The following is a 21,725-nucleotide window of genomic DNA, read 5'->3' as shown; positions in this document are numbered from 1 at the left end:
GAGGCGTCACCCTGTCACTCATCCACGCGGGGAGGCATGGATGGGCAGGAGCCGCAGAACAATTCCGGAGGAGCTTCTGTTGCTCGCCTTGGACCCGACCACGGGAACCACGGCGCAGCCGCAGTCGCTCGACCTCGGCCTGGCCGGGGCACAGCTAGTGGAGCTGGCTCTGGCAGGACGGATAGCCCCTGACGGGGATCGTATCGCCGTGGTGATGCCACGGCCGACAGGAGATCCGACTCTGGACTCCGCACTGGAACTGCTGCGCAGGCGCGGCAGCCCGGTTCGGGCGGTCCACTGGATCGGCGGACCCCGACTGGGGCTCCGTCAGATTTACCTCGCTCATCTGGAGCGTTGCGGCATGGTCCATGCCGTCGCGGGACAGATGTGCGGGGTGTTGCCGACGACTCGCTACCAGGCGACCGACACGGCGATCAGCCGGGAGATCCGTGCCCGGCTCGACAGTGCGATCCGCACCGGTGTACCGCCGGACCCGCGGACCGCGGCGCTCGCCGCACTGGCCCACGCGGTCGGACTCGGCAAGCACCTGTACCCCGGCAACGAGGGGCGGTCGTCCAGGTCCCGGTTGCGGGATCTGATCCGGCACGACCCGATGGGCGGTCTGGTGGCGCACGCCGTCATGGACGTCCAGAACGGGGTGGCGGCACAGCCACGTCGTGACCGCGCGCCGGCGCCGGCATCCGCCGGGCGGGCTTCGGCCACCTCCGCGACCAGTGCGGGCGGTGTCCCGATGCAGCCGCGTCGGACGGGTGCGATGGCCCGTGTGGCCGCGCACTGACCGCCGGGTGACGAGCAGGACCAGCACCATCGGCACCACCCGCGGGACCCGCGACACCCCTTGATCCATCCGCGGCCCGCACGCGCAACCGCTCGATCGAACGCCATCGCCGGAACCGGCCGTCCCCCAAAGACCCGGTTCGGGAACCGCCGGCGCGCGGGGTGGCGGGACCGGCCCATCCGGTCCCGCCACCCCGCGCGTCCGTCTTTCCCGCGCCCTCGCCCGGTTTCTCGCGCTCTCGCCCGCTTTCCCGCGCGTCCGTCCTTCCCGCGGGCCTGTCTTTCCCGCCCGTTCCCCAGCGCCACCACGTGCTTCGGTGGCAGTCTGCTGAACATCAGGCACGCAGAGAGACAGAAACAGAACCAGAACGAGAAGAAGAAGGCGGAGGTGCCGTCCCCGTGGCGTCCAATGTCAATCCCACCGTCCGACGCCGCCGACTGGGCATGGAGTTGCGCAAGTTGCGCGAGGACAAGGGCATGACGGCCGAGCAGGTGGCCGAGCGCCTCCTCGTCTCCCAGTCGAAGATCAGCCGACTGGAGAACGGTCGGCGTTCGATCAGCCAGCGCGATGTCCGCGACCTGTGCGACGTGTACGAGGTCGAGGACCGCCGACTCGTCGACTCCCTGATGCAGATGGCCAAGGACTCGCGCCAGCAGGGCTGGTGGCACGCCTTCGGCGACATCCCGTACAGCGTCTACATCGGCCTGGAGACGGACGCCGCCAGCCTGCGCACGTACGAGCCCCAGATGGTCCCGGGACTGCTCCAGACCCCGGACTACGCCCAGGCCCTGATCCGCGGCGCGCTGCCCGAGACCGCGCCGCTGGACGTGGAGAAGCGCGTCCAGGTCCGGATGCACCGCCAGAAGCGGCTGTCCGAGACGGAGAACAACAATCCTGACGTCGGTCCGCTGCGCCTGTGGGCGGTCATCGACGAGGCGGCGCTGCGCCGGCACGTGGGTGACGCGCAGTTGATGATCCGACAGCTGGAGTACTTGATAGAGCGTTCGGAGGAGCCGTACATCACCGTGCAGGTGATGCCGTTCTCGATGGGGGCGCACCCGGGCGTGAACGGCCAGTACGCGATTCTGGAATTTCCCGACGCCTCGGACTCGACGGTCGTCTACATCGAGGGCGTCACGAGCGATTTGTACTTGGAGAAGGCCAACGACGTTCAGAAGTACAGCGTGATGTACGAGCATCTTCGCGCCCAGGCCCTCAATGTCGAACAGACCCGGCAGTTCATCTCGGAGATCATCGAGCACTACGCCGGCAAGTAACGACAAAGGGGGAGGAATCAGTCCTGGTGACAAGGGGGGGCCGTACGGTACACCGTTGCTCCCCAGCCACATAAGACCTGACCTGAATATGCCACCCGGTCGAGTGAACGGCTCCTTCAGCCGTCGGAAGGTGCGGGTAGCGTCGATCACGTCAGCCGGGAAATTGGCTGACAGCCATCGGAACTACTCGCCGAACCGGAGAAAAACATGGCTATTCGTCAGGGTGCCACGGACAACTGGACCAAGTCCTCTTACTCCGGAGGAAACGGCGCCTGCGTCGAGGTCAAGTCCCCCGTGATGGAATCCATCGCCGTCCGCGACTCGAAGGTGCAGGACGGACCGTCGCTCACCTTCGCGCCGGGTTCCTGGAACTCGTTCGTCGCGGACGTCGTCGAGGGCCGGCCGGGGCGCCTCGTCTGAACGTCGAGGCGACCCTCCCGACCATCCTTGCCGCCGCGTCGCCGGCACCATCCGGGTCGCCGGCCCCACCCGCTCCACCGGCACCACCCGCATCACCCATCGGAGCCCTCTCGACCGGCCCGCCGTCTTGGCCGAGGGGGCTCCGTCGTGCCCGCACCCCGGGTCAGCGCAGCTGATCCACGTACCGGTCGGTGCCCGGCACCGTGGGGATGAACGGCGCCACCAACTCCACCCGTCCCAGCCCCGTCTCCGCGACCTCGGTCTCCCAGCCCCGGAACCGGTCCCAGCAGGTCCGCGGGTCGGCCTCCAGGAACCACAGCAGCGTCAGCCGGGTGTCGACCCCCTCGACCTGCTTGACGTACGTCATCCGGTCGCCGGGCAGCGGTGTCGGCCGGAAGACCGTCACCATCGCCGCGGGCCCTCCCGCCAGCCGCTTCGGCAGGGCCCGCGAGCGCAGCCACTCCAGCAGTTCCGCCCGCTGTTCGGGCCCGTCGGCGTCGACGACCTGGAGGACCAGGCCGGCGTACGGGTGGTCGAGGGCGTGGAAGTCCCGGGGCCCGGCGGCGCCGTCCCGGTAGACCGTCGCCGCGTGGTCCTGGAAGGCCGTGAAGACGTGGGTGCGGTCCTGGTAGACCCGTCCGTCGCGGTTGAGGCGCTTGTTGATGCCGACAGTCCACTTCATGTGCTCGTCGTAGCGGCCCCGGGTGACCCAGTACGTGGAGAGGTAGCAGCCGGCGCCGACCGGCTGGGCGACCGCCGACTTCTCGGGGTAGCGCAGCTCTTGGAGGTCCCGCGTGGCCACCCAGCGGCGTCCGGCGTACATCCAGGGCATGGCCATGGCGCCCGCGTAGTAGTGGTCGTCCTCGTACCAGCGGTTGTACGCGTACTCGTGTCCCGGGTGCGGCTCCACCATGGTGATCAGCGCGTGGCCGGGGCGGACCCCGTAGGGGCCGACGGCGGCGAGCGCGGCGTAGTCGTCGGCGCGGGTGTCCGGTGCGTGCTCCTGCTCTTCTGCGGTCATGACACCGGTGTATCTGATGCCGCGTCAGTTGTGGAGGGGTCGGACACCCCCGCCCCCGAATCCAGGGTGGTTCACCGCCCTGTCCGTCGCCCCCGGTTCAGGCGTAGAGCGCCCCGATCTCCCGCGCGTACCGTTCCGCCACCGCCGCGCGGCGGAGTTTCAGCGTGGGCGTCAGGGTGCCCGCCTCGATCGAGAAGTCCTCGGCGAGGAGGTGGAAGGCCCTGATCCGGGCCGGCCGGGAGACCCTGGCGTTGGCCGCCTCGACCGCCTCCGCGACGAGCGCGCGGACCGCCGGGTGGGTCGACGGGTCCGTGAGGGTCAGGCCCTCGTGTGCCGCCCAGGCGGTGACTTCCTCCGCGTCCAGGGTGATCAGGGCCACCGGGTGGGGCCGGCGGTCGCCGATCAGTACCGCGCGGGAGACGAGACGGCAGGCCTGCACGGCGAACTCGACCTCGGTCGGGGTGATGTTCTTGCCGGCCGAGGTGATGATCAGCTCCTTCTTGCGGCCGGTGATCGAGAGGAAGCCGTCCCCGTCCACCTCGCCGAGGTCGCCGGTGTGCAGCCAGCCGGCGGCGTCGACCGTCTCCGCCGTCGCCGCCCCGTTCGCGTGGTAGCCGGGGAAGACCATCGGGCCCCGGGCCAGCACCTCGCCGTCCCCGGCGATGCGGACCTCGCAGCCCGCGACGGGGCGGCCGACGGTGCCGGCGCGGGCCGCGCCCGGGTGGTTGAGGCTGATCACCCCGGCGGACTCGGTCATGCCGTACCCCTCGTACACGTGGATCCCGCAGGCCCGCAGGAAGTCGAGGGTGGCCGGGGCGATCGGTGCGCCGCCGGTCAGCGCCCACTTCAACCGGCCCCCGAACAGGGCCCGGACCGGTGCGTACAGCGAGCCGTCCGCCGCCTCGTACGCCGCCCGGGACCCGGCCGGCAACCGGCCCTCCGCCGCCAGGACGCCCAGCCGCACGGCCTCCTCGAAGCGTTCCCGGCCGCCCTCCCGGGACGTGGCCATCGACAGCACCGTCGAGTGGAGCTTCTCGAACAGCCGGGGCACGGACGGCAGGTGGGTGGGACGGGCCTCGGCCAACTCGGTGACGACGTCCTCGATCCGGCCGCCGAAATAGCTCAGCTCGCCGCCCTCCAACAGGGTGATGAACTGGACGAGTTGCGCCAGCAGGTGCGCCAACGGCAGGTACAGGTACGTGCGGTCGCCCGGTCCGCCCCCGATCAGCGGCAGGGTGGCGTCCTGGATCGCGCCGAGGTTCCCGTGCGTGAGCCGGCAGCCCTTCGGCGGGCCCGTCGTGCCCGAGGTGTAGACGATCGAGGCGTCGTCACCGGGCCTCACCGCCCGCGCCCGGGACAGCAGTTCGTCCTCCGATCCCGACGGCATACCCGGAAGTTCGTCCATGACTGCCACCGCCCGCAGCGCGGGCAGCCTCGACCGCAACGCCTCCACCCGCGCCACCTGGGCCGCGTCGTCGCACACCGCCACCACCGCGGCCGAGTCCGACAGCACCCAGGCCAGCTCCTCCTCCCCCGCCGTGGGGTAGACGGGCACCAGCACCGCGCCGGCGGCCAGGATCGCGAAGTGCGTGTACGTCCACTGCGGCCGGGTCTGCGCCAGTACCACCACCCGCTCACCCGGCAGCACCCCCAGCCCGAGCAGGGCCCGCCCGGACCGCCGTACGCGGTCGTGCAGTTCCTCGTACGAGACGGTGCGCGGGCCGCCCTCCGCGAGGAAGCGGAGCGCGGGCTGTGAGCCGTACCGTTCGGCCGTCCACCGCGTGAACACCGACAGCGTCCGCGGTCGCAACGCGTCCATCGTCATCGCCTCCCTGGGGTCCGTACCGTCGACGCTAGGCAGCGCCCGGGCCCGGGCGACATGACCGGACGCGTCACCACCGCTGACCCCGGCGCTCAATGCGGCTACCGTCGAACCCATGGGGAGGCGGACGATCACCGTGCACCACGTGCGCGCCGTGCTCGCGGGTGCGCGGCGCGGCGGCATCGACACCGTGCCGCTGCTCCAGGAGGCGCAGATCCCGCCGCTGTTGCTGGGCGACGACCGGGCGCGGATCACTCCCGCGCAGTTCGCCCGGCTGTTCCGTGCGCTGTACCGGACCACGCAGGACGAGTTCCTGGGCCTGAGTTCCGTCCCGAGCCGGCCGGGCACCTTCGCGATGATGTGTCACGCCTCGCTGGGCTGCCGTGACCTCGGGGCGGCGGTGGAGCGGGCGGCGACCTTCTACGGGCTGTTCCCGGGCGGCCCCGAACTGGCACTGGAGGTGGACGGCGCGCAGGCGCGGTTCACCGTGCGGAACGCCTTCGACGGCGACGAGGAACGGTTCCTCACCGAGTGCGTGCTGGCGATCTGGCACCGGCTGAGCAGCTGGCTGATCGGGCGCCGCATCCCCCTCGCGCACGCCGCCTTCACCTATCCCCCGCCGCCGCACCAGGGCGAGTACGAGCTGCTCTTCGACTGCCCGGTGCGCTTCGGGGCGGACCGCACCGGCGCCGCCTTCGACGCGCGCTGGCTGACCGCCCCGCTCGTGCGCGAGGAGGCGGAACTCGACGCGATGCTGCGCCGGGCCCCCTTCGACCTGCTGTCGCGCCCCGAGTACGGGACCACGGTCGCGGAACAGGTCCGCCGGACCCTGACGCAGCGGCTGCGGAGCTCGCCCCGGCTGCCGGAGCTGGGGGAGGTCGCGGCGCGGCTCGCGGTGTCCCCGGCGACGCTGCGGCGGCGGCTGCGCGGGGAGGGCACCTCCTTCCAGGAGCTGAAGGACCACGTGCGGCGGGACGCGGCGATCGCGGGCCTGGCGGAGAGCGGGGAACCCATCGCGGAACTCGCGGCCCGGCTGGGGTTCTCGGAGGACACCGCCTTCCACCGGGCGTTCCGACGGTGGACGGGGACCACGCCGGGCGCCTACCGGATCGCGTCGGGCGGCTGAGGCCCGGACCAGCGCTGCCAGGTCCTTGAGGGCGTGGCGGCGGGGGTGGGCCGGGCGTGGCGGTGGGGGTGGTTCGGGGCGTGGCGGCGCGGGGTGGGACTCCGGGTCAGGAAAGGTGAGCTGCGCGGTCAGCGACGTTCCGACCGGTCGGTCACTACCTTCTCCTCACCTACCTCCGCACGGACACCTGGGAGAGCCGCCCCATGCGCTTGCGAACCCCCACCCCCGCTCGGATCCCCGCCCGTCCTCGGGCCGCCGCGTTCGCCGCGGTCGCCGCCCTGGCCCTCGCCGCCGTCGTCCCCGCCACGGCGCACGCCGACGCCCCGGCCGCCGGCCGCCCGGGCGACATCGTCACCTCCGCGCCGTCCGCCTTCCACCCGCTGCCGGGTCAGCCCACCGGCACCAAGGCCTGGAAGATCCAGTACCGCTCGACCACGGCCTCCGGGGCCCCGAACGTCGTGTCCGGCACCGTCATCGTCCCGCAGGACGGCCGGACCGGCCCGCGCCCCCTGATCACGTACGCCGTCGGCACCGTCGGCCTGGCCGACCGGTGCGCGCCGAGCAACAACCTCCCGTACGGCACGTCCATGGAGGCCAACCTCATCCAGCAACTCACCCTGCGCGGCTGGGCCGTGGCCGTCACCGACTACGAGGGCCTCGGGACCCCCGGCACGCACACCTACACCGTGGGCCCCTCCGCCGGCCACGCCGTCCTCGACGCCGCCCGCGCGGCGACCCGGCTGCCCGAGGCGGGGCTGTCGGCGGACACCCCGGTGGGCATCATGGGCTACTCGCAGGGCGGCCAGGCGAGCAGTTGGGCGGCCGAACTGCACGGCTCGTACGCACCGGAGCTGAAGGTCAAGGGCACCGCGACGGGCGGCGTCCCGGCCGACCTGCTGAAGGTGTCCGACTTCAACAACGGCTCGTTCGGCTCCGGCCTGATCTTCATGGCCGCCGCCGGGCAGGACGCCGCCTTCCCGGAACTGCGGCTCGACTCCTACCTGAACCCGGCGGGCAAGGCGCTGGTGGGCGGCATGAAGGAGGGCTGCGTCGCCATCGACGCCATCGCCGGATCCTTCAAGCGGATCTCCGACCTCACCACCCGCGACCCGCTCGCGCAGCCCGACTGGCAGGCCCGTCTGAACCAGAGCCGGCTCGGTCGGACCGCTCCGGCCGCGCCCGTGTACCAGTACCACGCGCTCGGCGACGAGTTGATCCCGTACGCCGTCGGTCGGCAGCTGCGCTCCGACTGGTGCGCGCGGGGCGCGAACGTCGAGTTCGACACCATCTGGATCGGCGAGCACGTCAGCGGGGTCATCACCCAGTCCCTGGCCGCCGGGAACTGGCTCGCGGACCGCTTCGCGGGGCGCTCCACGCACGCGAACTGCTGATCGGACCGGTCCTCGGGTCACCGGATCACCGCCCCGCCGGCGCGCTCACTGCCCGGCGGGGCAGGCCCGCGTCCCGGCGGGGAGCCGGCCATCGACCAGGAAGTGGTTGGCGTACTCGCGCACGCACGGGGATTCCGCGTACCCGGTGTGCCCGTCGCCCTTGAAGTCGAGGATCACCGCCGAGCCCAGCCGTCGGGCCGTCTCCTCGGTCCACTCGTACGGGGTCGCCGGGTCGCCGCGCGTGCCGACGAGCAGCATGCGCGGGGCCCCGGGGTCGTCGATCTTCCGGATGAAGTCCGTTCCGGGCGGGCGGCCGTAGCAGGACAGGACGGTCAGCAACTGGTTCGGCCCGAAGATCCGCGATGCCGCGAGGAACTCGTCCCGCAGGCCCTCGACCTCCTTGCGGACCGCCGCCGGGGTGGCCGTGTCGTCGCCCCGGTCCGGGTCGTCGGCGCAGTTCACGGCGGTCTGCGCGGCCGGCCCGTTGTCGGCGGGCACCTTCACCCGGCCCTGGTCCTCGTCCTCCTCCTGATTCTGCGGGGGCGGCTCCATCGGGCCACCCAACTGAAGCAGTCCGATCGGGTCGCCCCGCTCGACCTCCTTGAGGCCGTCCGCGAGCGCGGGCCACAGCTTGCGCGAGTACAGGGCCGTGGCGACCGACGCGACCACGTCCTGCCCCGTGAAGTGCGAACCGTCCTGCCCGACCAGCGGCTCCTCGTCGAGCCGGGCCACGAGCGCGTCGACCTTCCGCTTGGCGGTACGGGTGTTCGTGCCGTACACGCAGTCGCTCTGGCGGGTGCACCAGCCGAGGAAGTGGTCGAGGGCGCGCTGCTGCCCGCGCGCCGACATCAGGGCCTGCTCGGCGAGCGGCTCGGTGAGGGTGTCGACCCCGTCGAGGACCATGCGGCCGGTCGTGCGGGGGAACTGTGCGGCGTACACGGCGCCGAGCCGGGTGCCGTAGGAGAAGCCGAGGTAGTCGAGCTTCCCCGCGCCGAGGGCCCGGCGGATGACGTCCATGTCGCGCGAGACGTTCACGGTGCCGATGTACGGGAGCACCGGGCCGGAGTGCAGCGCGCACCGCCGGGCCACGGCCCGCAGGGCGGCGAGCCGTCCGGCGGCGTCGTGCGGGGCGATCGCGGGGTCCGTCTCCTGCGAGCCGCCGCAGGAGACGGGCTCGCTGTGTCCGACGCCCCGGGGGTCGAAGGTGACGAGGTCGCGGTGCTTGCCGAGGTCGGCGAAGAGGGTGGGGTCGGCGGCGAGGGAGGCGATGCCCGGGCCGCCGGGGCCCCCGAAGTTCAACAGGACCGGCCCGCGGGACGCGCCCTGCGTCGCGGGTATCCGGGCCACCGCCAGGGTGACCGTGCCCTTCGCCGGGGCGGCGTGGTCCAGCGGCACGTCCAGCGTCCCGCACCGCATGCCGTCGGGTACCGGCCGTTCGGGGCAGTCACCCCAGCGGATGCGGGGCGGCGCGGGCCCGTCGACGGCCGGCGGGGTGGCCCCCAACGACACCAGCACGAGCCCGGAGGCCGCGACGGCGGCACGGAACCAGCTACGGGTACGGCGCACGAGCCCTCCTCGGGCAACCCCCCGACCCAGCGAGCCCACCCTAACCGCGCCTCGCCCGATCGGCCCGCCGACGGCCCTGCCGGGCGGCGTGCCCGGCAGGGCCGGGTCCCCCGGCCCCCGCCCCCCCTCAGCCGCGGCCGCGGTAGAGGGCGTTGATCTCACGGTCGAATTCGCGTGCCACCACGCCCCGCTTGAGCTTCAGCGACGGCGTCAGGTGTCCCCGGGCCTCCGTGAACTCCCCGGGCAGTACGACGAAGCGTCGGATCGATTCCGCGCGCGACACCAGTTGGTTCGCCTCGTCCACCGCGCGCTGTACGTCGGCCCGCAGTTCCTCGTCCTCGACCAGCTCCCGCATCGGCATGGTGGTCTTCTTGTGCATCTGCCGCCAGTGCGCGAGCCCTTCCGGCTCCAGGGTGACCAGGGCCGCCACGTACGGCCGGTTGTCGCCGACGACCATGCACTGGCCGACCAGGGGGTGGGCGCGCAGCCAGTCCTCCAGGACCGCCGGGGCGACGTTCTTGCCCCCGGAGGTGATGATCAGGTCCTTCTTCCGGCCGGTGATCGTCAGGTAGCCGTCCCGGTCCAGTTCGCCGATGTCGCCGGTGGGGAACCAGGCGCCCGGCTCCGCCCAGGCCACGTTCCAGTACCCGGCGAAGACGTGGCGCCCCCGCAGCAGTACCTCGCCGTCGTCGGCGATGCGTACCGCCGTCCCCGGGAGCGGCCAGCCGACCGTTCCCAGCCGCGGTTTCAGCGGCGGGGTGATGGTGGAGGCGGCCGTCGTCTCGGTCAGCCCGTAGCCCTCGAAGACCTCGACGCCGGCTCCGGTGTAGAAGGCGGCGAGCCGCCGCCCCAGGGGTGAGCCGCCGCTGAGGACGTAACGGACGCGTCCGCCCAGGGCCGCGCGGATCCGTCGGTAGACGAGCGGGTCGTACAGGGCGCGGGCCGTGCGCAGTCCGAGGCCCGGGGGGTTGCCCTCGACCGCCTCGCCGAAGCGCTGCGCGATCCGTGCGGCCCGGTCGAAGGAGGAGGCGCGGCCCATGCGCTCGGCGGTGGCCCGCGCGGTGTTGTAGACCTTCTCCAGCACGTAGGGGATGGCGAGGAGGAACGTCGGGCTGAAGCCCGCCAGGTCCGCCAGCAGGTCCTCCGTGGCGATGCTCGGCGCGTGGCCCAGTTTCACCCGGGCCCGCAGGCATCCGACGGCGACCATCCGCCCGAACACGTGGGACAGCGGCAGGAAGAGGAGGGTGGACGCGGGTTCCTCGGTCGTGGCCCGGAAGACGGGGTGGAGGAGTTCGACCGCGTTGTCGACCTCGGCGAAGAAGTTGCCGTGCGTCAGTACGCAGCCCTTGGGCTGCCCGGTGGTCCCGGACGTGTACACGAGCGTGGCCACGTCGTGGGGTGTGCGGCCTCTTCTGCGTTCGTGCACCAGCGCGTCGGGGATGTGTTCCCCGGCTTTGACGAGCCGGGCCACGGCGCCCGTGTCGAACTCCCACAGGTGGGCCAGCCACGGCAGGTTCCCCCGCTCGCCGCTGATGATGCGCGCCTGCACGGTGTCCTCGACGGCGCAGGCCACGGCGCCGGAGTCGTGGATGATCCAGCGCGCCTGGAGGGCGGAGGAGGTGGGGTAGATCGGTACGGTGACCAGCCCGGCGGCCCAGCCGGCGAAGTCCAGCAGCGTCCACTCGTAGGTGGTCCGCGCCATGATGGCGAGCCGGTCCCCGGGGCGCAGCCCTTCCGCGATCAGTCCCTTGGCCACGGCGAGGACTTCGGCCGCGAACTCGGCGGCGCTTACGTCCCGCCAGGCGCCGTCCGGCCCCTTGCGGGCGAGCACGGCCTCGCCGGGGGCCTGGGCGGCGTTGTCGAAGGGGATGTCCCCGAGCGACCCGTGCGGGGGCGGCCCCACCAACGCGGGTACGACCACCTCGCGCACCACGCCGTCGATCACGGTCTTGACGGGTTCGACCAGGTTCGGCCCGGCCTGCTGCACGACTGTGCTCACGGCGCGCGCTCCTTCGGTTCGGCAGGAGTTACCGCCGGTAATTTACGCACGGGTAACTGCTGCTGACCACCCCCCGCACACGCTCCGACCGGCACATTCCCACCTCGCACACAGCACGCACACACCACGGCCGCGCCGCCCGAGGGAGCCGCCCCGGCCGCCCGCGGAGCGCGGCCGCGGGGACGTCACCCCTGCCGGGCACCATGGACGTCGCCGTGGACGTCGCCGTGGACGTCGCCGCGAAGGTCGCGGTGGAGGTCGCGCAGCAGGGCGATCTCGGCCCCGTGGTGCAGGAGTTCCTGGTTGACCCACCAGACGACGTCGACGAACGGCTCTTCCGCGTCGCTGCCGTGCGGGTAGGTGCAGTACCCCACGGTGTCCAGCGCGGCGTCGTCCACGCCTTCGAGCGCCTTCTGCCAGGCTCCGGCGGCCGCCTCGAAGTCCGCGACCGCCGCGGCGACGTCGCCCTTGACCCGGTAGTCGTCCCGGGTCAGCGCCCGGCTGCCGGCCACGTGGTCGGCCCGCAGCGTCAGCATTTCGGTGAGGTGGCTCAGGCGCCAGGCGATCGTGGTGAACGGCGGCGGCGCGGGGTGCGGGTAGGGCGCGGCGTCCCGACCCCACTCGCCGGCGCCGGCCAGGTGGGTCGCCCGCGACCCCGGCCCCTCCGCGCGCCGGCGCACCGACCAGCAGTCCGCCACGGGCTCCCAGAAGTACTCCTCGTCGGCCATCGGGCCGACCGCGGTGTCCGACCCGTCGCCGCTGTCCATGACGGGCCCGGTCAGCCGGCCCAGCAGGCGCTCGCGGGCGAAGTCGAACTGCTCCAGCAGGGGGGTCACTCGGGACGAGGGGGGTACGGGGGACGGGCTCACGGAGTCGCTCCTGTGGGTGAACGGCTCGCCCCGCGGCGGGGCGATCGGGTGACCCGCCAGGCTGTCACAGCCCCCGCCGCACCGCGCCTCGATTACCTCCGGGCACCCCGGCCGCCCCGCCGCCGACCGGCGGCGGCGTCGAAACCCGCCCCACGGGATCACCGGGCGGCGGGTACGGGAAAACACCGCGGCCCCCGCCCGGACGGGGGCGGGGGCCGCGATGAGTACGCGTCCTGCGAGCGGCGGACAACCGCACGGCCGGACGTTCACACGGTCAGGCGCTCAGGCACTCAGGCACTCAGGCACTCAGGCACTCAGGCACTCAGGCAACGGTCAGGCCGCGACCGGGACCGGGGCCTCGGCGCGCTCCTCGGCACGCTCCTCGGACGCCTCGTCGAGCGGGGAGGACGACGCGGTGGCGTAGGCCTCCTTGTCCAGGATCCCTTCGCGGGCCGAGACGATGACCGGGACGACGGCCTGGCCGGCCACGTTGGTGGCGGTGCGCATCATGTCGAGGATCGGGTCGATCGCCATCAGCAGGCCCACGCCCTCCAGGGGCAGGCCCAGGGTGGAGAGGGTCAGGGTCAGCATGACCGTGGCGCCCGTCAGACCGGCCGTGGCGGCGGAGCCGACCACCGACACGAAGGCGATGAGCACGTACTCCTTGATGCCCAGCTGCACGTCGAAGATCTGCGCGATGAAGATCGCGGCGAGCGCCGGGTAGATCGCGGCGCAGCCGTCCATCTTGGTGGTGGCGCCGAACGGGACGGCGAAGGAGGCGTACTCCTTCGGGACGCCGAGGCGCTCGGTGACCTTCTGGGTGACCGGCATGGTGCCGACCGAGGAGCGGGAGACGAAGGCCAGCTGGATGGCCGGCCAGGCGCCCTTGAAGAACTGGATCGGGTTGACCTTGGCGACCGTGGCGAGGAGCAGCGGGTAGACGCCGAACATCACGAGCGCCGAGCCGATGTAGACGTCGGCGGTGAAGGTGGCGTACTTGCCGATCAGGTCCCAGCCGTAGGTGGCGATGGCGGTGCCGATGAGGCCGACGGTGCCGATGGGCGCGAGGCGGATGACCCACCACAGGGCCTTCTGCAGGAGTTCCAGCACGGACTCGGCGAGGCTCAGGACGGGCTGCGCCTTGCTGCCGAGCTGGAGGGCGGCGATGCCGGCGACGGCGGCCATGAAGACGATCTGGAGCACGTTCAGTTCGGTGAACGGCGTGATGACGTCGGTGGGGACGATGCCGGTCAGGAAGTCGATCCAGGAGCCCTGGTGCTTGGGCAGCTTGCCGTCCTGCGGGGTGAGGCCGGTGCCGGCGCCCGGGTTGGTCAGGAGGCCGATGGCGAGGCCTATGCCCACCGCGATCAGCGACGTGATCATGAACCAGAGCAGCGTGCGGGAGGCGAGCCTGGCGGCGTTGTTCACCTTCCGCAGGTTGGTGATGGACACCAGGATCGCGAAGAAGACGAGCGGGGCGACGGCCAGCTTCAGCAGCTGGACGAAGATGTCGCCGACCTGCTCCAGGGTCGTCTTGAGCCAGCTGATGTCCTGGCTCTTGGCGAGCCAACCGAACAGGACGCCGAGCACGAGACCGGTGACGATCTGCGCCCAGAAGGGGAACTTGAACCTGGCCTTGGCGGGAGCCTGGGCCTGGGGGGTCTCGGACACGGACACTCTCCGGGGGACGCACAAGAAATGGGGTGGCGGTTCTGCGGTGATGCGGTGCGGCAGCCAGAAGGGGGCCGGCCGGGACCGCTGCTGTGTCGATTCAGCTCAACTCGGTGACAACGGTTCAGCGACAGCAACAGGCCGCGGACACGCGGCGGCAGAGGTCGACGTGCAGGCGCGCCACGAGCGGGACGCTCGCGGTCATCTGGTGCGCAGCTGTGGTCAACATGTTGAACACGCTAACACTTCGCCTTTGAGATTCTCAAAGGCGCCCTTTGAGCCAGGCCGGCGCGGGACTCGCGCGGGCCGTTCCGGAAAACACCAACGCCCCAGCGTTACGGGCGGTATTCCCGTTGCTGGGGCGGTTCGGTGTGTGATGAAACCAACAGGGGCCCGAGCCCCCGCGGGCTAGCTCACGCGGGCCGCGTCGTCGGCCGAGTCCTCCTGGCTGCGGTTCGCGGCCAGCTTCTCCTTCGCACCCGCGACGCGTCCGGAGATCTGCACGGACATCTCGTCACGCTGCTTGCGCAGCAGTACGAAGGACAGCGGCGCGGACAGCACGAGGGCGAGCAGTACGAGCCACGCGACGTTGGCGTCGCCCAGCCCGGAGGGCACCCAGCCCAGACGCACCAGTACGGCGACGAGGACGAGGCATCCGACGAAGATGCCCAGGCGCATCGCGGTGTAGCGGATCGTCGCGCTCGGCTTGAGGGACACGGTGACCCCTTCTCTCTCGTCTTCGTACGTCGGCACGTGCCCGTCCAGTGAAGCACGCCGGGCCCCCGCCCCGGCCCGCCGGGGTCAGTGCAGCGGCAGCAGGAAGGTGATGTCGTCGCGGTCGTCGCCGGGTGCGACGCGGATGGCGTCGGGGACGCGGCCGACCTCTTTGTAGCCGCAGGCGGCGTAGAAGCGCTCCAGACCGAGGCCGCCGCGGGCGCCGAGGCGGATGGCCTCGATGCCGTCGAGGGTGCGCGCGGAGTCGGCGAGGGCCGCCATCAGTTCCCGGCCCGCGCCCCGCCCCTGGAGGGCGGGGGCGACCATCACGGTGTACGCCCAGACCCAGTGCCGTTGGAGGCGGTGGGCGTTGAAGGCGAGGAACGCGGTGGCGGCGACCCTGCCCTCCTCGTCGCGTCCGACGAGGAGCCGCATACGGCCTTCGGCGAGGGCCGCGAGGTGCTTGACCAGTTCGGGCCGCACGACGTCGGCGGTCACGGGCGGTACGAACCCCACCGCGCCGCCGGCGTTGGTGACGTCGGTCCAGAGCTCGATGATCCCGTCGCGCAGGGCCGCGTCGATCGCGGGATCGAAGGTGAAGGTAAGGGCCATAGCCGAAGACTAACCATTACCACGACGGTCGGGCAACGAGCGTCGGGCAACGACCCGGGCAATGGCCCGCGCCCACCCCGCACCCACCCCGGGCCCCGACACACGCGTCAGGCCCCGATCCCTGACGGGACCGGGGCCTGACGGCGGGCCGGCGAAGCGGCTCGGAGAGCGACTCGGGGTGCGACTCCGAGCGCGGCTCGGAGTACGGGGCGTCAGAGGCGCATGGCCTGCGGCGTCTCGCGCAGGTCCGCCTCCGGGCCCGGGTACTCGCGGATGATCTCGTAGCGCGTGTTCCGCTCGACCGGGCGGAAGCCGGCCTCGCGGATGAGCTCCAGGAGGTCTTCGCGACCCAGCTTGTTCGGGGTGCCGTAGTTGTCGGCGTCGTGCGTGATCTTGTACTCGACGACCGAGCCGTCCATGTCGTCCGCGCCGTGCTGGAGCGCGAGCTGGGCGGTCTGCACGCCGTGCATCACCCAGAACACCTTGACGTGCGGCACGTTGTCGAAGAGCAGCCGGGAGACGGCGAAGGTCTTCAGCGCCTCGGCGCCCGTCGCCATCGTCGTGCGCGCCTGGAGCTTGTTGCGGACCTTGCCGTCCTTCATGTCCACGAAGTCGTGCTGGTAGCGCAGCGGGATGAAGACCTGGAAGCCGCCGGTCTCGTCCTGGAGCTCGCGCAGTCGCAGCACGTGGTCCACGCGGTGGCGCGGCTCCTCGATGTGCCCGTAGAGCATCGTCGCGGGGGTCTTCAGACCCTTGGAGTGCGCCAGCCGGTGGATGCGCGACCAGTCTTCCCAGTGGGTGCGGTGGTCGACGATGTGCTGCCGCACCTCCCAGTCGAAGATCTCGGCGCCGCCGCCGGTCAGCGACTCCAGGCCGGCCTCGATCAGCTCGTCCAGGATGTCGGAGGCCGACATCCCGGAGATCGTCTCGAAGTGGTGGATCTCGGTGGCCGTGAACGCCTTCAGCGAGACGCTCGGCAGCGCCTCCTTGAGCGCGGAGAGCGAGCGCGGGTAGTAGCGCCACGGCAGGGTCGGGTGCAGGCCATTGACGATGTGCAGCTCGGTGAGGTTGTCGTTCTCCATGGCCTTGGCCAGGCGGACGGCTTCCTCGATGCGCATCGTGTACGCGTCCTTCTCGCCCGGCTTGCGCTGGAACGAGCAGTAGGCGCAGGACGCGGTGCACACGTTCGTCATGTTGAGGTGACGGTTGACGTTGAAGTGGACGACGTCGCCGTTCTTGCGCGTGCGCACCTCGTGGGCGAGGCCGCCGAGCCAGGCCAGGTCGTCCGACTCGTAGAGGGCGATGCCGTCCTCACGCGTCAGCCGCTCGCCGGAGCGGACCTTCTCCTCCAGCTCGCGCTTGAGCCCAGCGTCCATCCCGGTCGTCTCCTCTACGTGTCCTGCACTGCACTACATGTCCCGCACTGCCTGCAACCGCCGCGACCCACCGTACTCTCAGGCCTCCTCGGGCAGCTCCCCGACCCGGTTCTCCCACTTCGTGGAGAGCACGATCGTGGTGCGGGTGCGGGAGACGCCCTTGGTGCCGGACAGCCTCCGGATGATCTTCTCCAGGCCGTCCACGTCGCTGGCGCGCACCTTCAACATGAAGGAGTCGTCCCCCGCGATGAACCAGCAGTCCTCGATCTCCGCCAGGTCGCGCAGCCGGCGGGCCACGTCCTCGTGGTCCGCGGCGTCGGAGAGGGAGATGCCGATCAGCGCCGTGACGCCGAGACCGAGCGAGGCCGAGTCCACGGTCGCGCGGTAGCCCGTGATCACGCCCGCGGTCTCCAGGCGGTTGATCCGGTCGGTGACGCTGGGGCCGGAGAGGCCCACGAGACGGCCCAGCTCCGCGTACGAGGCACGCCCGTTCTCCCGGAGTGCCTGGATGAGCTGCCTGTCCACCGTGTCCATTTGTATGGAGCCTTCCATTATTCGGCGATCCTGCAAGTCTAGGTATAGAATCTAAGGCACACAGGGTCAACACCCTGTGAATCTTTTCAACAGATCAATGACGATCTTCAGGAGTGGTTTTCACCGTGTACACGATCGAGATGGCCTACGCGCACATGCGACAGCTCCAGGAGCTGGCCAACCGATCCCGCACCGACCAGCCGTCCGCCGCACAGCGCGTGGACAAGACCCGCAAGCCGCGCAGCGCCAAGAAGCGCTAGTCACCGCCGCCTGCCCCCTGGGGAGCGCGGGAGCCTCCCAGCTCCCCCTCCCAACGGCGATACAGCCGGTGCGGCACCCCTGCCGCGTCCAGCACTCGCCCCGCGACGAAGTCCACCAGATCCTGGATGTGCGTCGCACCCGCGTAGAAGGCCGGAGAGGCGGGCAGCACGATCGCGCCCGCCTCGTCCAGCGCCACCAACTGCTTCAACGTCTGCCCGCTCAGCGGGGTCTCGCGTACCGCGACCACCAGTCGGCGCCGCTCCTTGAGCGTCACGCTCGCGACCCGCTGGAGCAGGTCCTTCGACAGCCCCAGCGCGACCCCCGCCACGCAGGCCGTCGACGCCGGCACGATCAGCATCCCCTTGACGGGGTACGAGCCCGAGCTCGGTCCGGCCGCCAGGTCCCCCGCCGCCCAGTGGCGTACGCCGTCCAGGTCGAGCCCCGTGAAGGTGCCCGGCTTGCCGTCCGCCCCGCGCCCCAGCCACTCGGCCAGGTCGGCCCGCCAGTGCGCGTCGCGGAAGGCGATCCCGGTCTCGTCCAACAGGGTGAGCCGAGAGGCCCGGCTCACCACCAGGTCCACGCCTTCCCCCGCCGCGAGGAGTCCCCGGATCACCGCCGCCGCGTACGGCGTCCCGGACGCCCCGGAAACCCCGACCACCCACGGGGTGCGCTTGCCCTCAGTCATACCTCCGAGACTATCCGGCCACGGCACGCGGGCACTCGATAAGGTGTCCGCACGTCCCAGGGGGTGGGATGCGCGAACGAGGGGGCAGCGGTGAGCACGAGCGTGGACGAGACATGGACCCGGACCCACCGGGCCAAGGCCGCCGCCCAGTTGATGCTGGGATGGGTGGCGCTGCTCTGGCTGATAGAGGCGGTTGACTTCGCCACCGGTCACGCGCTCGACGCGTACGGGATCGAGGCGCGCGAGCCGGGGAGCCTGCTGCGGGTCCCCCTGGCGGCGTTCCTGCACTTCGGCTTCGATCACGTGGCGGCCAACAGCGTTCCGCTGCTGGTGTTCGGCTTCGTCGCCGCCCTCGGGGGGATCCGCCGCTTCCTCGCCGTCTGCGCCCTGATCATCGCGGCCGACGGCCTCGGCACCTGGCTGATCTCGCCGTCGTACACCCTCACCGCCGGCGCTTCCGGCGTGGTCTTCGGGCTCTTCGGCTACGTCGTCGTCCGCGGCTTCGTCGAACGCAAGGCCCTCGGCATCGTGGTGGGACTGGCCATCGGCCTCTACTGGGGCGCCACCGTCCTGGCGGGCATCCTGCCCCTGACCCCCGGCGTCAGCTGGCAGGGGCACCTCTGCGGCCTCGTGACGGGCGTGGTCACGGCCCTGTTCTTCCGCCGCCCCGACCGCCCCGCGGCGCTGCCCCAAGGGGTCTAGAGCGTCAGGCCCCGCACCACGAGGTCCAGCAGCGCGCAGACGAACAGTGCGATGCCGATGAAGCCGTTCACCGTGAAGAAGGCCCGGTTCAGGCGGGACAGGTCGTGCGGCTTCACGATGGTGTGCTCGTAGACGAAGGCCGCGACGACGATCAGCAGGCCGAACCAGAAGATCGGGCCCGCGTCCGTCGCCACCGCGTACCAGGCGAGCAGGGCGGTGGTCACCACGTGCGCCCCGCGCGCGCCCCACAGGGCCGCCGGGATGCCGAAGCGGGCCGGGACCGAGCGGACGCCCTCCGCGCGGTCGGCCGCCACGTCCTGGCAGCCGAAGATCAGGTCGAAGCCGCCGATCCACACGCCGACCGCGAGGCCGAGGATCACCGCGTCCCAGGACCACTCGCCGGTGATCGCCAGCCAGGCCCCGATCGGCCCGATCGCCTGGGCCAGGCCCAGGATGGCGTGCGGGAAGTCCGTGAAGCGCTTCCCGTACGGGTAGACCACCATCGGGACCACGGCGAGCGGCGCCAGCATCAGGCACAGCGGGTTCAGCAGCGCCGCCGAGCCGAGGAACACGACCAGCGCGACCCCGGCCCCCGTCCAGGCGGTCCGCACCGACACCGCGCCGGTGACGAGTTCACGCCCGGCGGTGCGCGGGTTGCGGGCGTCGATCTCCCGGTCGATGATCCGGTTGGCGGCCATCGCGAAGGTCCGCAGGCCCACCATGCAGACGGTGACGAGCAGCAGCTTGCCCCAGTGCACGGTCCCGTCGAGCTCGAACATCGCGGTCAGGGCGGCGATGTAGGCGAAGGGCAGCGCGAAGACCGAGTGCTCGATCATCACGAGGCGCAGGAAGGCCTTCGCCTTGTTGCCGGTCTGCGGCGCCGGGCCGGGGCCGACGACGCCTTCGGCTGCCGAGGTCATACGAGACTCCTCCGGAACGCTTCGATGTCGGCCAGCAGTCGTGCGCCGGGCAGCGGCCCGGTCTCCAGGCTCTGCGCCGGCCCGTCGTGGCCCTCGGGCGGGGTGACGTGGGCCGTGAAGGACCAGTCGTCGCCCGTCGGGCGGCCGTCCAGGCGCAGCACGTCGCCCGCTTCGACGGTGAACGGCGCGGCCCCGGCGAGGCCGGCGAGCAGTCGCTCCGCGAAGTCCTCGGCCTCGATGTCGCGCAGGCCCGGCAGTTCGAAGCCGTCGCCCTCGCCGTCCTCGACGTCGGTGAGCAGCGCCCACACGTTCCCGGGGCCGGCGAACTCCTCCGGGGAGACGCCGGCCTGCTCGGCCGCCGCCCGGACGTCCTCGTCCGCCGCGTCGAGTTCCGGGCGCACGAGCGCCACGTAGGTGCTGTCGTCCCCGATGAAGAGCTCGGGACCGCCCACCGCGATCGGGCTCACAGTCCGTACTCCTTCCAGCGGCGGTCCACCAGGGCCGCCGTCGCCGGGTCGGACTCCACCATGTCGGGCCAGCCGCCGTCGCGGGTGTAGCCCTCCTCGGGCAGCTTCCGAGTGGCGTCGATCCCCGCCTTGCCGCCCCAGAACTGCTGGTAGGAGGCGTGGTCGAGGTGGTCGACGGGTCCTTCCACGACGGTCAGGTCGCGGGAGTAGTCGGTGTTGCCCAGCGCCCGCCAGGAGACCTCGTGCAGGTCGTGGACGTCGCAGTCCTTGTCCACCACGATGATCAGCTTGGTCAGCGACATCATGTGGGCGCCCCAGATGGCGTGCATGACCTTCTGCGCGTGCTTGGGGTACTTCTTGTCGATCGAGACGATCGCGCAGTTGTGGAAGCCGCCCGACTCGGGGAGGTGGTAGTCCACGATGTCCGGCACGATGATCTTGAGCAGGGGCAGGAAGAAGCGTTCGGTGGCGCGCCCGAGCGGACCGTCCTCGGTCGGCGGACGGCCGACGACGATCGACTGGAGCAGGGGACGCTTGCGCATCGTCACGCAGTCGATCGTGAGTGCGGGGAACGGTTCCTGCGGCGTGTAGAAGCCGGTGTGGTCGCCGAAGGGGCCCTCGGGCAGCATCTCGCCCGGCTCCAGCCAGCCCTCGATGACGACCTCGGCGTTGGCGGGCACCTGGAGCGGGACCGTCTTGCAGTCGACCATCTCGATGCGCTTGCCCGCCACGAAGCCGGCGAAGAGGTACTCGTCGATGTCGCCGGGCAGCGGCGCGGTGGACGCGTACGTCACGGCCGGCGGACATCCGAAGGCGATGGCGACGGGCAGCCGCTCGCCCCGGGCCGCGGCGACCGCGTAGTGGTTGCGGCTGTCCTTGTGGATCTGCCAGTGCATGCCGATGGTGCGCTTGTCGTGGCGCTGGAGGCGGTACAGGCCGAGGTTGCGCACGCCCGTCTCCGGGTGCTTGGTGTGCGTCAGGCCGAGGTTGAAGAAGGACCCGCCGTCCTTGGGCCAGGTGAAGAGGGCCGGCAGCAGGTCCAGGTCCACGTCGTCGCCGGTGAGCACGACCTCCTGGACGGGGGCGTCGCCCTTCACCTTCCGCGGCGGCACGTGCACCATCGAGCCGAGCTTGCCGAAGGCCTCGCGGACGCCGATGAAGCCCTGGGGCAGCTCGGGCTTGAGCAGTCCGCCGATCTTCTCGCTGATCTCCGCGTACGACTTCAGGCCGAGGGCCTTCAGGAGCCGGCGGTCGGTGCCGAAGACGTTCATGGCCAGCGGCATCGCCGAGCCCTTCACGTTCTCGAAGAGCAGCGCGGGCCCGCCCGCCTTGTTCACTCTGTCGACGATCTCCCCGATCTCCAGATACGGGTCGACTTCGGCCTTGATGCGCTTGAGGTCGCCCTCCCGCTCCAGAGCCCGGAGCAGCGAGCGGAGATCGTCGTAAGCCATGGGGCCCAGTATCCGTCACCAACTACCCTGGGAGCGTCACCG

21 protein-coding genes are annotated in these 21,725 nt (G+C 71.4%); 7 read left to right on the top strand and 14 right to left on the bottom strand.

All coding sequences use genetic code 11. The annotated features are described in order from the left end of the window. The first annotated feature begins 40 nt into the window (after window positions 1–40). The 3 genes from OG906_RS19715 (at window position 41) to OG906_RS19705 (ending at window position 2,496) form a co-directional block, all read left to right on the top strand. Window positions 41–799 (top strand): GOLPH3/VPS74 family protein, encoded by a 759-nt coding sequence (locus OG906_RS19715; RefSeq protein WP_329444536.1) that lies wholly within the window; start codon window positions 41–43, stop codon window positions 797–799. A gap of 398 nt (window positions 800–1,197) precedes the next feature. Beyond that, a complete protein-coding gene (locus tag OG906_RS19710; RefSeq protein ID WP_267803219.1) occupies window positions 1,198–2,076 on the top strand; it encodes a helix-turn-helix domain-containing protein in 879 nt (292 codons plus the stop codon). Window positions 2,077–2,283: 207 nt separating this feature from the next. Further along, on the top strand, window positions 2,284–2,496 hold the full coding sequence (locus tag OG906_RS19705; protein ID WP_267803220.1) for a DUF397 domain-containing protein: 213 nt from the start codon (window positions 2,284–2,286) through the stop codon (window positions 2,494–2,496). A gap of 163 nt (window positions 2,497–2,659) precedes the next feature. Here OG906_RS19705 and OG906_RS19700 read toward each other — a convergent pair whose 3' ends face one another. Then, a complete protein-coding gene (locus OG906_RS19700) occupies window positions 2,660–3,517 on the bottom strand; it encodes a hypothetical protein (RefSeq protein ID WP_329444533.1) in 858 nt (285 codons plus the stop codon). A gap of 97 nt (window positions 3,518–3,614) precedes the next feature. Next, the gene (locus OG906_RS19695) at window positions 3,615–5,336 is read right to left on the bottom strand and encodes an AMP-dependent synthetase/ligase (RefSeq protein WP_329444531.1); all 1,722 of its coding nucleotides are present in this window, start codon (window positions 5,334–5,336) and stop codon (window positions 3,615–3,617) included. Window positions 5,337–5,454: 118 nt separating this feature from the next. On the opposite strand from OG906_RS19695, the gene OG906_RS19690 reads away from it, so the two are divergent. Beyond that, complete coding sequence (locus OG906_RS19690) at window positions 5,455–6,465, top strand: AraC family transcriptional regulator (protein WP_329444530.1); 1,011 nt, start codon at window positions 5,455–5,457, stop codon at window positions 6,463–6,465. Between the two features lie 203 nt (window positions 6,466–6,668). After that, window positions 6,669–7,856, top strand: coding sequence for a lipase family protein (locus tag OG906_RS19685; protein ID WP_329444528.1), 1,188 nt, complete (start codon window positions 6,669–6,671; stop codon window positions 7,854–7,856). Between the two features lie 45 nt (window positions 7,857–7,901). Here OG906_RS19685 and OG906_RS19680 read toward each other — a convergent pair whose 3' ends face one another. The 8 genes from OG906_RS19680 to OG906_RS19645 form a co-directional block, all read right to left on the bottom strand. Further along, the gene (locus OG906_RS19680) at window positions 7,902–9,422 is read right to left on the bottom strand and encodes an alpha/beta hydrolase (RefSeq protein ID WP_329444526.1); all 1,521 of its coding nucleotides are present in this window, start codon (window positions 9,420–9,422) and stop codon (window positions 7,902–7,904) included. Window positions 9,423–9,549: 127 nt separating this feature from the next. Further along, window positions 9,550–11,421: an AMP-dependent synthetase/ligase gene (locus tag OG906_RS19675; protein WP_329444524.1), complete on the bottom strand. Its 1,872-nt coding sequence runs from the start codon at window positions 11,419–11,421 to the stop codon at window positions 9,550–9,552. A 185-nt stretch (window positions 11,422–11,606) separates the two neighbouring features. Continuing rightward, window positions 11,607–12,290: a DinB family protein gene (locus OG906_RS19670; RefSeq protein ID WP_329444522.1), complete on the bottom strand. Its 684-nt coding sequence runs from the start codon at window positions 12,288–12,290 to the stop codon at window positions 11,607–11,609. Window positions 12,291–12,623: 333 nt separating this feature from the next. Continuing rightward, window positions 12,624–13,967: a dicarboxylate/amino acid:cation symporter gene (locus OG906_RS19665; protein ID WP_329444520.1), complete on the bottom strand. Its 1,344-nt coding sequence runs from the start codon at window positions 13,965–13,967 to the stop codon at window positions 12,624–12,626. 402 nt (window positions 13,968–14,369) lie between these two features. After that, window positions 14,370–14,639: a DUF4229 domain-containing protein gene (locus OG906_RS19660; RefSeq protein WP_267827881.1), complete on the bottom strand. Its 270-nt coding sequence runs from the start codon at window positions 14,637–14,639 to the stop codon at window positions 14,370–14,372. A 123-nt stretch (window positions 14,640–14,762) separates the two neighbouring features. Then, window positions 14,763–15,287 carry a GNAT family N-acetyltransferase gene (locus OG906_RS19655; protein WP_329444517.1) on the bottom strand — a complete coding sequence of 175 codons (525 nt, stop codon included), beginning with the start codon at window positions 15,285–15,287 and terminating at the stop codon, window positions 14,763–14,765. Between the two features lie 212 nt (window positions 15,288–15,499). Continuing rightward, a complete protein-coding gene (gene mqnE, locus OG906_RS19650) occupies window positions 15,500–16,663 on the bottom strand; it encodes an aminofutalosine synthase MqnE (protein WP_329444515.1) in 1,164 nt (387 codons plus the stop codon). A 78-nt stretch (window positions 16,664–16,741) separates the two neighbouring features. Further along, complete coding sequence (locus tag OG906_RS19645) at window positions 16,742–17,197, bottom strand: Lrp/AsnC family transcriptional regulator (RefSeq protein WP_267803232.1); 456 nt, start codon at window positions 17,195–17,197, stop codon at window positions 16,742–16,744. 125 nt (window positions 17,198–17,322) lie between these two features. Between OG906_RS19645 and OG906_RS19640 the strand changes: the two genes are divergently transcribed. Continuing rightward, the gene (locus OG906_RS19640) at window positions 17,323–17,457 is read left to right on the top strand and encodes a hypothetical protein (RefSeq protein ID WP_267803235.1); all 135 of its coding nucleotides are present in this window, start codon (window positions 17,323–17,325) and stop codon (window positions 17,455–17,457) included. On the opposite strand, the gene OG906_RS19635 is transcribed toward OG906_RS19640, so the two are convergent. Then, complete coding sequence (locus OG906_RS19635; protein ID WP_329444513.1) at window positions 17,454–18,143, bottom strand: UbiX family flavin prenyltransferase; 690 nt, start codon at window positions 18,141–18,143, stop codon at window positions 17,454–17,456. The genes OG906_RS19640 and OG906_RS19635 overlap by 4 nt on opposite strands. A 153-nt stretch (window positions 18,144–18,296) precedes the next feature. On the opposite strand from OG906_RS19635, the gene OG906_RS19630 reads away from it, so the two are divergent. Further along, complete coding sequence (locus OG906_RS19630; protein WP_443067462.1) at window positions 18,297–18,845, top strand: rhomboid family intramembrane serine protease; 549 nt, start codon at window positions 18,297–18,299, stop codon at window positions 18,843–18,845. Here OG906_RS19630 and mqnP read toward each other — a convergent pair. From mqnP to OG906_RS19615, 3 genes are read right to left on the bottom strand one after another with little or no spacing between them, the layout of a single operon-like run. After that, window positions 18,842–19,765: a menaquinone biosynthesis prenyltransferase MqnP gene (mqnP, locus tag OG906_RS19625; protein ID WP_329444509.1), complete on the bottom strand. Its 924-nt coding sequence runs from the start codon at window positions 19,763–19,765 to the stop codon at window positions 18,842–18,844. The two genes, OG906_RS19630 and mqnP, sit on opposite strands and share 4 nt — an antisense overlap. Further along, complete coding sequence (locus OG906_RS19620; RefSeq protein ID WP_329444508.1) at window positions 19,762–20,232, bottom strand: hypothetical protein; 471 nt, start codon at window positions 20,230–20,232, stop codon at window positions 19,762–19,764. Before OG906_RS19620 ends, mqnP begins: the two co-directional genes overlap by 4 nt. After that, window positions 20,229–21,683, bottom strand: a complete 1,455-nt coding sequence (locus tag OG906_RS19615; protein WP_267801985.1) for a menaquinone biosynthesis decarboxylase — start codon at window positions 21,681–21,683, stop codon at window positions 20,229–20,231. The genes OG906_RS19620 and OG906_RS19615 overlap by 4 nt, the downstream gene beginning before the upstream one ends. Window positions 21,684–21,725 lie beyond the last annotated feature (42 nt).

It is taken from the genome of Streptomyces sp. NBC_01426 (assembly GCF_036231985.1).
GTDB lineage: Bacteria > Actinomycetota > Actinomycetes > Streptomycetales > Streptomycetaceae > Streptomyces.
The sequence above is the reverse complement of the archived record's forward strand: the minus strand, read 5'-3'. Positions and strand labels throughout refer to the sequence as shown.

Bases quoted from the DNA above. Each gene is read 5' to 3' on its own strand.
- OG906_RS19715 (WP_329444536.1), top strand. From the start codon at position 41: ATGGGCAGGAGCCGCAGAACAATTCCGGAGGAGCTTCTGTTGCTCGCC.
- OG906_RS19705 (WP_267803220.1), top strand. From the start codon at position 2,284: ATGGCTATTCGTCAGGGTGCCACGGACAACTGGACCAAGTCCTCTTAC.
- OG906_RS19700 (WP_329444533.1), bottom strand. From the start codon at position 3,517: ATGACCGCAGAAGAGCAGGAGCACGCACCGGACACCCGCGCCGACGAC.
- OG906_RS19695 (WP_329444531.1), bottom strand. From the start codon at position 5,336: ATGGACGCGTTGCGACCGCGGACGCTGTCGGTGTTCACGCGGTGGACG.
- OG906_RS19690 (WP_329444530.1), top strand. From the start codon at position 5,455: ATGGGGAGGCGGACGATCACCGTGCACCACGTGCGCGCCGTGCTCGCG.
- OG906_RS19685 (WP_329444528.1), top strand. From the start codon at position 6,669: ATGCGCTTGCGAACCCCCACCCCCGCTCGGATCCCCGCCCGTCCTCGG.
- OG906_RS19660 (WP_267827881.1), bottom strand. From the start codon at position 14,639: ATGCGCCTGGGCATCTTCGTCGGATGCCTCGTCCTCGTCGCCGTACTG.
- OG906_RS19655 (WP_329444517.1), bottom strand. From the start codon at position 15,287: ATGGCCCTTACCTTCACCTTCGATCCCGCGATCGACGCGGCCCTGCGC.
- mqnE (WP_329444515.1), bottom strand. From the start codon at position 16,663: ATGGACGCTGGGCTCAAGCGCGAGCTGGAGGAGAAGGTCCGCTCCGGC.
- OG906_RS19645 (WP_267803232.1), bottom strand. From the start codon at position 17,197: ATGGACACGGTGGACAGGCAGCTCATCCAGGCACTCCGGGAGAACGGG.
- OG906_RS19635 (WP_329444513.1), bottom strand. From the start codon at position 18,143: ATGACTGAGGGCAAGCGCACCCCGTGGGTGGTCGGGGTTTCCGGGGCG.
- OG906_RS19630 (WP_443067462.1), top strand. From the start codon at position 18,297: ATGCTGGGATGGGTGGCGCTGCTCTGGCTGATAGAGGCGGTTGACTTC.
- mqnP (WP_329444509.1), bottom strand. From the start codon at position 19,765: ATGACCTCGGCAGCCGAAGGCGTCGTCGGCCCCGGCCCGGCGCCGCAG.
- OG906_RS19615 (WP_267801985.1), bottom strand. From the start codon at position 21,683: ATGGCTTACGACGATCTCCGCTCGCTGCTCCGGGCTCTGGAGCGGGAG.